Source organism: Streptomyces albidicamelliae, from assembly GCF_025642175.1.
In the GTDB taxonomy this organism is placed as follows: domain Bacteria; phylum Actinomycetota; class Actinomycetes; order Streptomycetales; family Streptomycetaceae; genus Streptomyces; species Streptomyces albidocamelliae.
Map to the genome: position 1 here is coordinate 6,343,187 of NZ_CP106795.1, position 14,487 is coordinate 6,357,673.

The following is a 14,487-nucleotide window of genomic DNA, read 5'->3' on the forward strand; positions in this document are numbered from 1 at the left end:
GATCGAGGCACACGGCACGCAGGAGGGCCGCACCCCCACCCCGGGGGTGCGGCCCTCCGCCGTACGCCCTCCCCGGCTCCCAGCGCGCCGGTACGGCCCCCACCGGCGGGTACCGGCCCGCTCGGACCCCGGGCTGCCCGCGGCTTCCCGGACGCGGCTCACGACGCCGCCACGCCCCCGCCGGGCGGCCGCGGCGTCAGTCGTCGAGGTCCGGGAACATCGACAGGGGGTCCGGGGGCGGGCCGGCGGCGCCGGGGAGCGCCAGCTCGGCCCAGATCACCTTGCCGTGCGGGGTGTACCGGGTGCCCCAGCGCTCGGTGAGCTGCGAGACCAGGAACAGGCCGCGGCCGCCCTCGTCGGTCGTCGCCGCGTACCGCAGGTGCGGGGAGGTGCTGCTGCCGTCGGCCACCTCGCAGATCAGCGTGCGGTCTCGGATCAGCCGTACCCGGACCGGATCGGAGCCGTAGCGGATGGCGTTCGTGATCAGCTCGCTCAGCACGAGCTCCATGCCGAAGCCCAGCTCGGTGAGGCCCCACTCCGCGAGCTTCTCGGAGACGGCGAGCCGCATCCCCGACACGGCGGCCGGATCGCGCGGCACGTCCCAGTCGGCGACCCGGTCGGCCGGCAGTGCCCGGGTCCGCGCGATGAGCAGGGCGACGTCGTCCGCGGGGCGCTCGGGCAGCAGCTCCTCCAGCACCGCCCCGCAGCTGTCCTCCGGCGACCGGCCGGGGTGACCCGCCAGGGCACGGCGCAGCCGCTCCATGCCCTCGTCCAGGTCGCGCCTGCGGTCCTCGATCAGGCCGTCGGTGTACAGGACCAGCTGGCTGCCCTCGGCCAGCTCCAGCTCGGCCGTCTGGAAGGGCAGGCCGCCCAGGCCCAGCGGCGGCCCGGCCGGCAGGTCGGGGAACTCGACGCTGCCGTCCGGCGAGACCAGCGCGGGCGCCAGATGGCCCGCCCGGGCCATGGTGCAGCGGCGCGTCACCGGGTCGTAGATCGCGTACAGGCAGGTGGCGCCGACGATCTCGCCGGGGTTCTCCGGGCACGACTCGTCCTGGTCGATGCGGCCGACCAGGTCGTCCAGATGACCGAGCAGCTCGTCGGGCGGCAGGTCCAGCGTGGAGAAGTTGTGCACCGCGGTCCGCAGCCGGCCCATGGTGGCGGCGGCGTGCAGACCGTGTCCGACCACGTCGCCCACGACCAGCGCCACCCGGCTGCCCGGCAGGGGGATCACGTCGAACCAGTCGCCGCTCACGCCCGACTGGGCGGGGAGGTAGCGGTAACCGACGTCGAGGGCGCTCTGCTCGGGCAGGGCCCGTGGCAGCAGGCTGCGCTGCAGGGTGACCGCCAGGGCGTGCTCACGGGCGTACCGGCGGGCGTTGTCGATGCTGACCGCGGCCCGGGCCACCAGCTCCTCCGCCAGCGACAGCTCCTCCTCGTCGAAGGGCTCCCGTTTGGCCCGCCAGAAGTTGGCCATGCCGAGCACCACACCCCGGGCCTGGATCGGTGCGGCGATCAGCGAGTGGATGCCGTAGTCCAGGATCTGCCGGGTGCGCTCGGGGTCCTGGGCGTGCCAGCCCTCGGCGGTGGACAGGTCGGTGACCAGCTCGGAGTGCCCGGCGTCGTAGCCGCGCGCCTGTGGGGTGGAGGGCAGGAAGTCGATCAGCCGGCCCTTCTCGTACAGCGGGTGGTCGTCCCGGATGCCGCCGACGGCGACGCGCCGCATGTCCGTGGCCGTGGGGGCCGGCTCCTCGCCGTGCAGCACCGCGTCGGCCACGTCCACGGTGACGAAGTCCGCGAACCGGGGGACGGCGACCTGCGCCAGCTCGTCGGCCGTGCGCACCACGTCGAGGGTGGTGCCTATGCCGAGACCGGCGTCGTACAGCAGCTCCAGCCGTTCCCGGGTGACCTCCGCCCGGCCGGACACCGCCTGGAGCTCGGTGGAGTCGCGGAGGGTCACCACGGTGCCGCTGGGGCCTCCCGAGGCGCCCGTGGGACGCTGGTTGACCGCCAGCAGCCGGCCGCCGGTGAAGTGCACCTCGTCGGTCGCCTCGCGCCCGGAGACCAGCAGCTCGACCGTCGCGGGGTCGAGTCCGGACAGGTCCCGCACGTGGTGTCCCTCGGCCTCGGGCGGCAGCTCCAGCAGGCGCCGGGCCTCGTCGTTGGCGAGCAGCAGCCGTCCGTCGTCGCCGACGATGAGCACGCCCTCCCGTACCGAGTGCAGCACCGTGTCGTGGTGCTCGTACATGCGGGTCATCTCGTCCGGGGCCAGGCTGTGCGTCTGCCGGCGCAGCCTCCTGCCCACCAGGGCCGTGCCGCCCGTCGAGACCACGAGGGCGCCCGCGCCCGCGGCCAGGATGATGGGCAGCTGCTTGTCGAGCTCGCTGGTGACGTTCTTGACCTTCAGGCCGGCCGAGACCAGGGCGACCACCTTGCCCCGGGCGTCGTCGATGGGGACGGTGGCCTGCACCTCGTGGCCCAGCGGACCGTGCACGCTCTCCGTGTAGATCTGCCCGTTCAGCGACGGCCCGATCCGGCCGACGAACCGCTGGCCGATCTTGCTCGGGATCGGGTGGGTGTAGCGGATGCCCTTCTTGTCCATGACGACGATGAAGTCGACGCCGGCGCTCTTGCGGCCCGCCTCGGTGAGCGGCTGGAGGACCTTCGACGGGTCGGGGCCGTTGAGCGCCTGGAGGACGCCGGGCGAGTGGGCGAAGGTCTCCGCGACGGCGATCGAACGGCGTTTGGCCTCGGTCGTGGTGTCCCGCCTCGACTGCAGTACCAGAGCCACGACGGCGCAGAGCACGAGCAGCACGACGAGCGCCACCTGGAGCAGGAACACCTGTCCGGCGACGCTTCGAGGGCTCTTGCCGATCACGGTGCGCCATGCAAGACGCCTGAATCGGGCGCATGCGTCCAACATGCCGCATTTGTAGCACCGGTGATTCCCGGATGGCTATGGCCGGTCCACGACATGGACCACTTTCGCCCCCGATTCTCGCGGTGCGTGGAGCGCCCGACTCCGGGGAGTCACCCGGAGGCCTCGATGTCATGTGCGTCCGCGCTGACGCGGGTGTCCGTGACGGGGGTGCTCCGGGCGGACCCGGTGGCATCGCGCACCGGGTCCGCGAGCCGGGCAGGTGAGGGGGGTGAACGCCTGCCCGGAGGGGGGTGGACCTGAGCGGGTACTGCGTGGCTTGTACGTCGACGCGTGCGCGACAACGTTGTCTGATGGTCTGTACATGACTTTACCGCCTCAATCGACAACGATGTCAACCCACTTGGGTAGCCCGACCGGGTGATGGCGGCGTGCGCCCGCGCAAGGGCACGCGGTCTTCCGTGGTACCGGTGGCGCACGTTACTGTCCCTGCGGCTTGTGCGACCTGTGGTGCGCGACCCGTCCGTAAGGAGAGGGCCGCGTCATGCGTTTCAGACCCCTGTCCCTGCTGCTGGCCGCGCTGCTCGCGACCGGTGGCGCCGCAACGCCCGCCCTGGCGGCCAACGCCGCGCCCGCCGGCCTCGTCAAGGACCCCACCCCGTACGTCGATCCGCTGATCGGCACCAGGAACGGCGGGAACGTCTTCCCGGGCGCCGTCGTGCCGTTCGGCATGCTCTCCTGGAGCCCGGAGAACACCCGCGGGGACGCCACCAGGACCGCCGCGCCAGGCGGCTACCAGTACGACGCCACCCGCGTCCGCGGCTTCAGCCTCACCCACATGTCCGGCACCGGGTGCGCGGGCGGCAGCGGCGACATCCCCTTCTTCCCGTACGCCGGCGAGGTCACCACCTCCCCGGCGAGCGACACCAAGGACGCCGTCTACGCCTCCGACTTCACCCACGCCGACGAGACCGCCGAACCCGGTCACTACAAGGTCGGCCTCGCCTCCGGCGTCACCGCCGACCTCACCGCCACCGCGCGCACCGGCTCGGCCCGCTTCACCTACCCGTCGGGCAGACCCGCCTCGCTGCTGGTGCGCACCGCGAACTCCGAGGTGGGCTCCGAGGACTCGACGGTCACCATCGACCCCGGCACCCGGACCATCTCCGGCTCCGTCACCTCCGGGAACTTCTGCGGCTACCTCGACCCCGAGGGCCGCCGCTCCTACTACACGCTGCACTTCACCGCCCGCTTCGACCGCGCCTTCAAGGCCACCGGCACCTGGCAGGACGGCCGGCTCGACCCCGGCGGCACCCGGGCGTCCGGCGGCACGGGCGGCTTCCTGCAGGGCGGCCGGCCCGTCGCGGGCAAGGGAGCCGGCGGCTACGTGGAATTCGCACCCGGCGACGGACCGGTGAACGTCAAGGTCGGCATCTCCTACGTCAGCCGGGCCGCCGCCGAGGCGAACCTCGCCGCCGAGAACCCGCCGCACCGCACCTTCGACGCCGTCCGGGAGGCGGCCCGCCGCGCCTGGCGCGAGCGTCTGGGCGCCGTCCGGGTCGGCGGCGGCACGGACGCCGAGCGCACCACCTTCTACACCGCGCTGTACCACGCGCTGCTGCACCCGAACGTCATCAGCGACGCCGACGGCCGCTACCGGGGCAGCGACGGAGAGGAGCACCGGGTGGGCCGCGGCCACCGCGCCCAGTACGGCACCTTCTCCGGCTGGGACGTCTACCGCGACCAGGTGCAGCTCCTCACCCTGCTCGACCCGCGCACCGGTTCCGACATCGCCCAGTCGCTGTACGGACTCGCCCGGCAGAACGGCGGGGTCTGGGACCGCTGGCTGCACGGCGCGAGCGGCACCCACGTCATGAACGGCGACCCCGCGGCGACCGCCCTGGCCGGCATCCACGCCTTCGGCGGCACCGACTTCGATCTCGAGGGCGCCCTGCACTCCCTGGTGCGGGCCGCGACCGTACCCACGGAGCAGGACCTGTCGGCGGCCGGCAAGCCGGTGCTCTCCGTGGGGCAGCGCCCCTCGCTCGACAAGTACCTCGACCTGCACTACATGCCGAGCGTGTCCAACGCCTGGGGCGGCGCCGCCGAGACCCTGGAGATGTCGACCGCGGACTTCTCGCTCTCCCGGCTCGCGGCCGCCGCGGGGGAGAAGGACACCCGGGCGGCCTTCGCCCGCCGCGCCCAGTGGTGGCAGAACAACTTCAACATCGCGGCCGCTCCGAGCGGCGGCTACGTGGCCAACCGCAAGGCCGACGGCAGCTGGGTCACCGGATTCACCCCCGACACCGGCAACGGCTTCGTCGAGGGCTCGGCCGCCCAGTACACCTGGATGGTCCCGCACGACCCGGCCGGTCTGTTCGCCGCGCTCGGCGGCCGGGACAGGGCGCTCGCGCGGCTGGACGACTTCTTCCACGACGACAAGGGCGGCTGGGCCTTCACCGGCCACGGCGGTGGCAAGTCCGAGCTGGACAACGAGCCGTCGATCAACGTGCCCTACCTGTACGACTACGCGGGCGCCCCGTACAAGACGCAGGAGACCGTCCGCGCGGCGATGCGGCAGCTGTGGTCCACCGAGCCGGGCGGCATCCCCGGCAACGACGACCTCGGCGCCATGTCCGCCTGGTACGTCTTCTCCGCGCTCGGCATGTACCCGCAGGTGCCCTCCCGTGCCGAACTGGTCCTGGCCTCACCCCTGTTCGAGCGGGTCGAGATCCAGCGGCCCCAGGGGAACGACATCTCCGTCCGGGCCGCGGGCGCGGCGGCCGGCGCCCCCTACGTCCGGTCCCTGAAGGTCGACGGGCAAAGCAGCGACCGGCCCTGGCTGCCCGCGTCCTTCGTCCGGGACGGCGGCCGTCTCGACTACACCCTGTCCGCCTCCCCGGACCGTGCCTGGGGCGCGGGCAGCCCGCCGCCGTCCTTCCGTGAGGGCGAGCAGCCCTACCAGATCGGCGTCGGACCCACCGCCGCCACCCTCGCGCCCGGCGACAGCACGAAGATCGGCATCCGTGCCCTGTCGCTCAACGGCGGCACCGGTCCCGACGTGCGCTTCCGCGTCGAGACCCCGGCCGGCGTCACGGCCGCGCCCGCCGAGGGCACGGTGACCGACGGCGCCCAGGAGATCACCCTCACCGCCGCGGAGGACGCCGCCCAGGGCTTCGCCGACGTCAAGGTCACGGTCACCTCGGGCGACACCTCGTACCGGCAGCCCGTCTCGCTCACCGTGGCCGCCCCCGGCACCCTCCTGGCCGCCTACGACAACACCGGCGTCTCCGACGACCGGGGCGAGCACGACGAGGCCGACTTCGACGGCGGCGGCTGGAGCTACTCCCGCCAGGCCCTCGCCGCGGCCGGCCTGACCCCCGGCGGCAGGGGAACGGCCGGCGGTCTCGGCTTCACCTGGCCCGACTCGCCCGCCGGCCGCCCCGACAACGCCTCGGCGGCCGGTCAGACCGTCGAACTGACCGGTGCCCCGAAGTCGTTGTCCTTCATCGGCAGCGCCGTCAACGGCAACCAGCGGGCCGAGGCGACCGTCACGTACACCGACGGCACGACCGGCACCGCAGACCTGTCCTTCACCGACTGGACCGTCGGCGGCGGGGGCGGCACCGTCCAGTACGGCAACGAGGTGGTCGCCAAGACCGCGTACCGCAACGTCGCCGGCGCCGGCAAGGACCCGGTGGCGACGTACGTCTTCGCCACCAAGCCCTTCACCGCACCGGACGGCCGGACCATCAGGAGCGTCCGGCTTCCGCGGAACACGGACCTGCACGTGTTCACCCTGGCCACCGGCTGAGCGCACGCACGACTCGCGCACGACGAGGGGGCGGGCCCGGACGGCCCGCCCCCTTCGCCCTGCCCCCGCCCGCGTCAGGCCAGCAGCTCCACCTCCGCCAGCGTCGACTCGCCGTCCAGGACCAGCCGGTACTTCGTGTACGTGCCGGGCGCAGCGACCGTGAAGGCACGTGTCTGGCGGTCCCACCTGAACGTCTCGCCGGAGCGGTGGTCCAGGGTCTTCCACTGCGTGCCGTCCGTGGAGCCCTGCAGGGTCCAGCCGGTCGGCGCCTTGGCGCGGTCCGCCGAGGTCAGCGTGTACTGCACCGGCTTCACCGCACCGCCGGCCGGCAGGTCCACCGAGGTGACCGTCGCGTTGGTCGCCGAGGTGTCGTCGAACAGGGCGCCGTCACCCTTGAGGACGTCCGCGCGGGGGTCCGGCACCTTGTCGTCCCGGGTGACGGAGACCGGTGCCGCGTCCTCGCCGGTGCCCCAGGTCGACGGCTCGGCCCCCATACGGAACTCCAGCACGCCGCCCTTGGACAGCATGGAGTGGGGGAGCGAGGTGGACTTCCAGGGACGGCCGTCGAACGTCACGCCCTGGACGTACACGTTCTTCGCGCTGTTCCTCGGCGCCTTGACCACCAGGTCCCGGCCGTTCTCCAGGTGCACGGTGACCTTCTTGAACAGCGGGGAGCCGATGGAGTACTCACCACTGCCCATGACCAGCGGGTAGAAGCCGAGCGCGGAGAAGAGGTACCAGCCCGACTGCTCGCCGTTGTCCTCGTCGCCGTGGTAGCCCTGCCCGATCTCGCTGCCCGTGTAGAGGCGGGACAGCGCCTCGCGCACGTTCGCCTGCGTCTTCCAGGGCTCGCCGGCCGCGTCGTACATGTAGATGACGTGGTGGGCGACCTGGTTGGAGTGGCCGTACATGCCCATCCGGACGTCCCGCGCCTCGGTCATCTCGTGGATGACACCGCCGTAGGAACCGACGTAGTCCGGGGACGCCGTCTCCGGTGTCGCGAAGTACGCGTCGAGCTTGTCCCCGAGGGCCTGCCGGCCGCCGTACAGGTTGGCCAGGCCCCGGCTGTCCTGCGGGGCGGTGAAGGCGTAGCCCCAGCCGTTGGTCTCCGTGTAGTCGTAGCCCCACACGCGCGGGTCGTACTTCGCGGAGTCCACGCGCCGGCCGCCCTTGGCGTCCCGCCCCTGGAAGAAGCCGGCCTTGGAGTCGAACAGCTTCACGTAGTCCCGGGCCCGGTTGAGGAAGTACTCCGACTCCTCCTGGTAGCGCTTCTCGCCCGTCCTGCGGTACAGCTCCTGGCCCATCCGGGCGATGCCGTAGTCGTTGACGTAGCCCTCCATCGCCCACGACAGGCCCTCGTGGGTGTCGGTGCTGGTGTAGCCGAGGAAGGGCGAGGTGGTCATGCCCTTGCGGCCCACGCCCGACATCGGCGGGACCACGGTCGCGTTCTTCACGGCCGCGTCGTACGCCGCCTTCGCGTCGAACGTCACGCCCTTGACGTAGGCGTCGGCGAACGCCACGTCCGAGGAGGTGCCGGTCATCAGGTCGGCGTAGCCGGGGGAGGACCAGCGGGAGGTCCAGCCGCCGTCCTTGTACTGCTGCACGAACCCGTCGACCATCTCACCGGCCTGGGACGGCGTCAGGAACGAGTACGCCGGCCACGTGGTCCGGTAGGTGTCCCAGAACCCGTTGTTGACGTACACCTCACCGTCGACGATCTTCGCGCCGGTGTGCGTAGGGGTGTCCGGGTTCGGCATCGCCGAGAACGGGGAGGCGTACCGGCTCTTGCCGTCGACCTGCTCGAAGCCGGAGTTGGGGTACAGGTACAGCCGGTAGAGGCCGGAGTACAAAGTGGTCAGCTGGTCGGTGGTGGCGCCCTCCACCTCGACCTTGCCGAGCAGCTTGTCCCAGGCGCGCAGGGCACGGCCCCTCACGGTGTCGAACGAGGCACCGCCGACCTCCTGGCGCAGGTTGTCCTTCGCCTGGTCGACGCTGATGAGCGAGGTCGCGAGGCGCAGGGTGACCGTGCGGTCGGCGCCCGCGGCGAAGCGCAGCCAGCCCTTCACCCCGCTCGACGTGCCGTCCGTGACCGGCTTGTCGAAGCGGCCGTACACGAACAGCCGGGTCGCGCCCGTGGACAGGCCCGACTTCACGTCCGAGTAGCCGGTGACGGTCCCGGTCTCCTTGTCGAGCGTGAGGCCCGCCTGCTCGGTGACGTTGTCGAGCACCACGCTCGCGTCGTCGCCCGGATACGTGAAGCGCAGCACCGCCGCGTGGTCGGTCGGCGTCATCTCGGCCTTGAGGCCGTTCTCGAACCGGACCCCGTAGTAGTACGGGCGTGCGGTCTCGTTCTCGTGCCGGAAGGGCAGCTCGCGCGCCTCGCGGCCGGTGTCCGGGGTGCCGGAGGCCACTGAGGGCATCAGCTGGAAGGTCTGCCGGTCACCCATCCACGGGCTCGGCTCGTGGCTCGCGCTGAACGCCTGCACGGTCGGCAGGTTGTCGTCGTTGTTCGCCCGCGCGTACTCGTACAGCCAGCTCAGCGACGACGCGTTGGTCACCGGGGTCCAGAAGTTGAAGCCGTGCGGGAGCGCCGTCGCGGGGAAGTTGTTGCCGCGTGAGAAGCTGCCGCTGGAGTTGGTGCCCCGGGTGGTCAGCGCATAGTCCGCCAGGTGCGCCTTCGGCTTCTCGGGGGCCGTCTCCTTCAGGGAGACGTCGTCCACCCAGCCGCGGAACTTCGCCGGGCCGTCCGGGGAGTCGTAGGCCACCAGGATCCGGTCGACCGTCCGGCCGGCCGCGACCGAGCCGATCCGGGAGGCCACGTTGTTCCACTGGTTGACGTACAGCGTCTTGGACGCGCCCTGCCCGCGCGGTGTCAGCGGGAAGCCGTGCTCGTCCTGCGCGCCCAGACCGCTGAGCGAGCTGCCGTCGGTGAAGACCAGGTCGACGGAGACGTTCGTGGCGTCGTAGTCGCGGTCGCCGTCGGCCATCGACGGGAAGACGCGGTAGGACAGCCGGGTGTCGCGCCCGACCCGCACGTTCACGTCGAAGATCTTGTTGTACGAGTACGCGCGGCCGCCCGCCGTGTGCCGGCCGGCGTAGCGCAGGGCGCGCTTGCCGGTGAAACCCGCCCGCGCCTTGGCCGTCGGGGAGCCGTTCGGGCCCTTGTCGACGAGTGTCAGCATGTCCTGCGGCACCGGTCCGCCCGTGCCGCCGGTGGAGAACTGCACGTCGGCGAGTTGCAGGATGTCCGACGCGCCGTTGTTCTTCGTCACCTCCAGCCGGAAGTGCCGGTACTCGGCCGGCTCGGCCAGGTCGTACGACTTCGTCTGGAACCGCTCCGTGAAGTTCTCGCCCGAGCGGGTGTCGACGGTCTTCCAGTCCTTGCCGTCGGTGGAGCCCAGCAGGGTCCAGTCCTTGGGGTCGCGCCCGTCGAAGTCGTTGGCCGAGGTGAGCGCGTACGTCACCAGCTTGACGGGCTTGTCGAGGTCGAACTCCACCCAGCCGGTCGGCTCGAAGGCCAGCCACTTGGTGCCGGGTTCGCCGTCGACGAGGTTCTCCGCGACCTCACCCGCGCCGGTGTTCTCGCCGCTCGCCCGGACCTCGGTGACATGGTCGCTCACATTGCCCGGGATGCCCGTGCTGTAGCCGCCGTCGACGCCGGAGGCGCGCTTGCCGCCGTCCGCCGAGGTGTCGACGGTGTTCAGCCAGTCCGGCGCCGGGTCGCCCGCCTCGAACGAGGATGCGAACTCCCGGTCGGCGACCGGAGCCTTGGCGGGCAGGGCGACCGCCGCGCCCTGCGCGCCGACGGCCATGACAAAGGCGGCCGTGAGGACGACCGCCGGACCCCATCTGTGCCGAGTTCTCCGCTGCATCTACGGATTTCCCCTCCTGCGACCGCGGTGGACAACGTTGTCAATTCGGTTCGCAGAACCAGTAGGTGGCCAAGTGGCCGGTGATGTCAAGGGTGTTGGGCGTGGCATTCAGGGACTTATGTCGCGACTTTTTCCGCCAGGTCACCCACAGGGCGTTCATATTTCCAAGAGGTCTCAACTCGGAAAAGACCGGCCGCGAACCCTGTATTCGATCTTGCTCCGTCGGCCGGAAGTGGACTATACCTGTCGGCGCCCGGTACAAGATGCACGCTCGGTACCAGACGCACGAAGTACTTCCTGCACCACCCAGCTTGACCCGACAGCGGTGCCGGGGAGGATCCGGTTCACCGCCTGAGTCCTGGAGAAGGCGAGGACTTGAGCATGGGATCCACTTCCGACGGGAACACCGGTTCCCCGGGTGTCGGCCGCCGCGATCTGATGAAGCGGTCCGCCGCGCTCGGCCTGATCAGCGTTCCGACGATGAGCCTGCTGTCCGCCTGCGCCAGCGGCGGCGGCGACGGCGACTCGGACGGGGGCGGCGACACCAAGGGGGAGAAGTCCAAGGACAACCCCTTCGGCGCCAAGAAGGGCAGCAAGCTCGACGTCGTCGTCTTCAAGGGCGGCTACGGCGACGACTACGCCAAGGCGTGGGAGGCCGACTTCGGCAAGAAGCTCGGCATCACCTCCACCCACACCGGCACGCAGGAGATCACCGGCAAGCTCCAGCCGCGCTTCAACGGCGGCAACCCGCCGGACATCGTGGACGACTCCGGTGCCCAGCAGATCAAGGTCGACGTCCTGTACAAGAACGGGCAGCTGCTGGACCTCGCGGAGGTCCTGGACTCGCCCTCGGTCGACGACCCCTCCAAGAAGGTCCGCGACACCCTGATCCCCGGCACGCTCGACCCGGGCATGCAGGAGGGCAAGGTCGTCGCGCTGAACTACATCTACACGGTGTGGGGCCTGTGGTACTCCGGCAAGCTCTTCAAGGAGAAGGGCTGGGAGGAGCCCAAGACCTGGGAGGACTTCCTCGCCGTCTGCAAGGACGCCAAGTCCGAGGGCATCGGCGGTCTCGCCCACCAGGGCAAGTACCCGTACTACATCAACGTCGCCATCATGGACCTGATCGCCAAGAAGGGCGGTCTGGACGCGATGAAGGCCATCGACAACCTGGACCCCAAGGCGTTCGTGGGTTCGGAGGCGGCGCAGGCCGGCGTCGAGGCCATCTACGAGGTCGTCGAGAAGGGCTATCTGATGCCCGGAACGAACGGCCTGACGCACACCGAGTCGCAGACCCGCTGGAACCAGTACAAGGCCGCGTTCATCACCTGCGGCTCCTGGCTGGAGAACGAGCAGCTGAAGCAGACCCCGTCGGACTTCGACATGAAGTTCCTGCCGATGCCGCTGCTGCCGGGCAGCAAGCTGCCGTTCGAGGCGATCCGGGCCGGTTCGGGCGAGCCCTTCATCATCCCCTCGAAGGCGCACAACCTGCCGGGGGCGAAGGAGTTCATGCGGCGCATGCTCTCCAAGGAATGGTCGACGCTCTTCGCCAAGGAGGCGAACTCGCTCACCATCCTCAAGGACGGCGTGGACCCGAGCGTCAAGCTGCGGCCGGGCACCCAGTCCACGGTCGAGGCGTCCAAGGCGGCCGGCGACAACACCTTCCGCTTCCTGTACACCGAGTGGTACAGCGAGATGGGGACCGCCATCGAGGCCGCGTCCAACGAGCTCATGGCCAAGCGCATCCAGCCGAAGGAATGGCTGAAGCGCTGTCAGGCCGCGGTGGACAAGCAGGCGAAGGACCCTGCGTCGAAGAAGAACCACCGGGACTAGGTCCACCGGCCGTCTCCGGGGTGCGGGTGCGACCGCCCGTGCGGGTCCGCCAGGGCCCGCCGCGCGGTTCCCCGCACCCCGGGGTGTCGGTGGCGACCGGACACATCAAGGGCAGGGACGCCGATGCGCAAAGGGCAGTACCGGTTCGTCGCGGGGTTTCTCCTCGTCCCCGTGGCGCTCTACGTGGTCTTCGTGATCTGGCCGTACATCCAGACGTTCGGCTATTCGCTGACGGACTGGAAGGGGCAGTCGCAGACCTTCAGTTTCGTGGGTCTGGACAATTACCAGGCGCTGTTCCAGGACGACGTCTTCCTGAGTGCCATCTGGCACAACATCCTGTTCCTGGTCTTCATCCCGGTGATCACCATTCTGCTCGCCCTGTTCTTCGCCTTCATGCTGAACGCGGGCGGCCGCAGCCGGGCCGGCGGAGTGCAGGGCGTGGCCGGGTCGAAGGTCTACAAAGTCGTCTACTTCTTTCCGCAGGTGCTGTCGCTGGCGATTCTCGCGGTGCTCTTCAACGCGGTGTACCGCAGTGACGGCGGCGGTCTGCTCAACGGCGCGCTGATCAAGGTCGGCCTGGTGGACGCCGACAATCCGGTGGAATGGCTGAACGAGCCGAACCTGGTGCTGTGGGCCCTGATGGTGGCCGTGGTCTGGCAGGGCGTCGGCTTCTACCTGGTGCTGTTCTCCGCCGCCATGCAGTCCATCCCGAGGGACATCTACGAGGCCGCCCTGATCGACGGGGCCAACCGCAACCAGTCCTTCTTCCGCATCACCCTGCCGCTGCTGTGGGACACCGTGCAGACAGCCTGGGTCTACCTCGGCATCGTCGCCATGGACATGTTCGTGCTGGTCTCCTCCATGACCCAGAACATGGGCGCGTACGGCGGCGGGCCCGATCACCACAGCGACGTGATGTCGACGGTGATGATGCGCAACTTCCTCTACTACGGCAAGAGCGGCTACGCCTGCGCCATGGGCGTGATCATGCTGCTGCTCACCCTGGTCCTGTCCGTCGTCACGCTGCGCGCCACCCGCCGCGAGCGCATCGAGTTCTGAGCGGAGTGCCGAGGATGAGCGCACCCATCAAGGAGACCGCCCCCGTCCCCGCCGAGCGGCCCGTGGACAAGGTCCCCGTCCGCCCCGGCGACCGGCGTGGCGAGGGCGTGGTCCTGAACGTCTTCTCGCACGGCTTCCTCGCCCTGTGGGGCCTGCTGATCGTGCTGCCCCTGCTGTGGCTGGTGCTCAGCTCCTTCAAGACCGACGTCCAGATCGGCGGCTCGGCCTTCGGCTGGCCGCACAGCTGGTCCTTCGACGTCTTCAGCCGGGCCTGGGACAAGGGCATCGGCGACTACTTCCTGAACACCGTGATCGTCCTGGTGTTCTCCGTCCCGCTGACCATGCTGTTCGGCTCCATGGCCGCGTACGTGCTGGCCAGGTACCGGTTCTGGGGCAACCGGCTGCTCTACTACTTCTTCGTGGCCGGCGCCATGTTCCCGGTGTTCCTGGCCCTCGTCCCGCTGTTCTTCATGGTCAAACGGCTGGACATGCTGAACACCTACCAGGGGCTGATCCTGGTCTACATCGCCTACTCGATGCCGTTCACGGTGTTCTTCATGCACTCCTTCTTCCGGACCCTGCCCACGGCGGTCTTCGAGGCGGCGGTCCTGGACGGTGCCTCGCACACCCGGACCTTCTTTCAGGTGATGCTGCCGATGGCGAAGCCCGGTCTGATCAGCGTGGGCATCTTCAACACGCTGGGGCAGTGGAACCAGTTCATCCTGCCCACGGTGCTGATGCAGCCGCAGAGCGGTTCCGACCCCGAGCGCTACGTCCTCACCCAGGGGCTGATCCAGCTCCAGCAGCAGCAGGGATACGCCTCCGACCTGCCTGTTCTCTTCGCCGGCGTGACCATCGCGATGATCCCGATGCTGGTCGTCTACCTGTCCTTCCAGCGCCAGGTGCAGGCGGGTCTGACCTCGGCGACGCTGAAGTAGCGACGGCGCGCGGGAAGCGCTCCGCGACCCTCGAACGCACGCCGTCCCGGTCTCCGGGGCGGCGTGCACGGGTGTGTCCCGAGACCCGGAAACGGT

At 70.2% G+C, this 14,487-nt stretch carries 6 protein-coding genes; 4 read left to right on the forward strand and 2 right to left on the reverse strand.

Features of this window, described 5'->3' with window-relative positions; translation table 11 throughout:
• Nucleotides 1-196: 196 nt before the first annotated feature.
• Nucleotides 197-2,920 (reverse strand): SpoIIE family protein phosphatase, encoded by a 2,724-nt coding sequence (locus tag N8I86_RS28765; protein WP_263279035.1) that lies wholly within the window; start codon nt 2,918-2,920, stop codon nt 197-199.
• Nucleotides 2,921-3,419: 499 nt separating this feature from the next.
• Between N8I86_RS28765 and N8I86_RS28770 the strand changes: the two genes are divergently transcribed.
• Entirely contained in the window at nt 3,420-6,689 is a 3,270-nt protein-coding gene (locus N8I86_RS28770; protein WP_263279036.1) for a GH92 family glycosyl hydrolase, read from the forward strand.
• Between the two features lie 74 nt (nt 6,690-6,763).
• Here the strand turns inward: N8I86_RS28770 and N8I86_RS28775 are convergent, their stop codons facing one another.
• On the reverse strand, nt 6,764-10,561 hold the full coding sequence (locus tag N8I86_RS28775) for a GH92 family glycosyl hydrolase (protein WP_263279037.1): 3,798 nt from the start codon (nt 10,559-10,561) through the stop codon (nt 6,764-6,766).
• Nucleotides 10,562-10,942: 381 nt separating this feature from the next.
• On the opposite strand from N8I86_RS28775, the gene ngcE reads away from it, so the two are divergent.
• The 3 genes from ngcE (at nt 10,943) to N8I86_RS28790 (ending at nt 14,391) form a co-directional block, all read left to right on the forward strand.
• Nucleotides 10,943-12,394: an N-acetylglucosamine/diacetylchitobiose ABC transporter substrate-binding protein gene (gene ngcE / locus N8I86_RS28780; RefSeq protein ID WP_073897483.1), complete on the forward strand. Its 1,452-nt coding sequence runs from the start codon at nt 10,943-10,945 to the stop codon at nt 12,392-12,394.
• A 123-nt stretch (nt 12,395-12,517) separates the two neighbouring features.
• Nucleotides 12,518-13,453: a carbohydrate ABC transporter permease gene (locus tag N8I86_RS28785; protein WP_073897481.1), complete on the forward strand. Its 936-nt coding sequence runs from the start codon at nt 12,518-12,520 to the stop codon at nt 13,451-13,453.
• A gap of 14 nt (nt 13,454-13,467) precedes the next feature.
• On the forward strand, nt 13,468-14,391 hold the full coding sequence (locus N8I86_RS28790) for a carbohydrate ABC transporter permease (protein WP_073897479.1): 924 nt from the start codon (nt 13,468-13,470) through the stop codon (nt 14,389-14,391).
• Nucleotides 14,392-14,487: the final 96 nt, after the last annotated feature.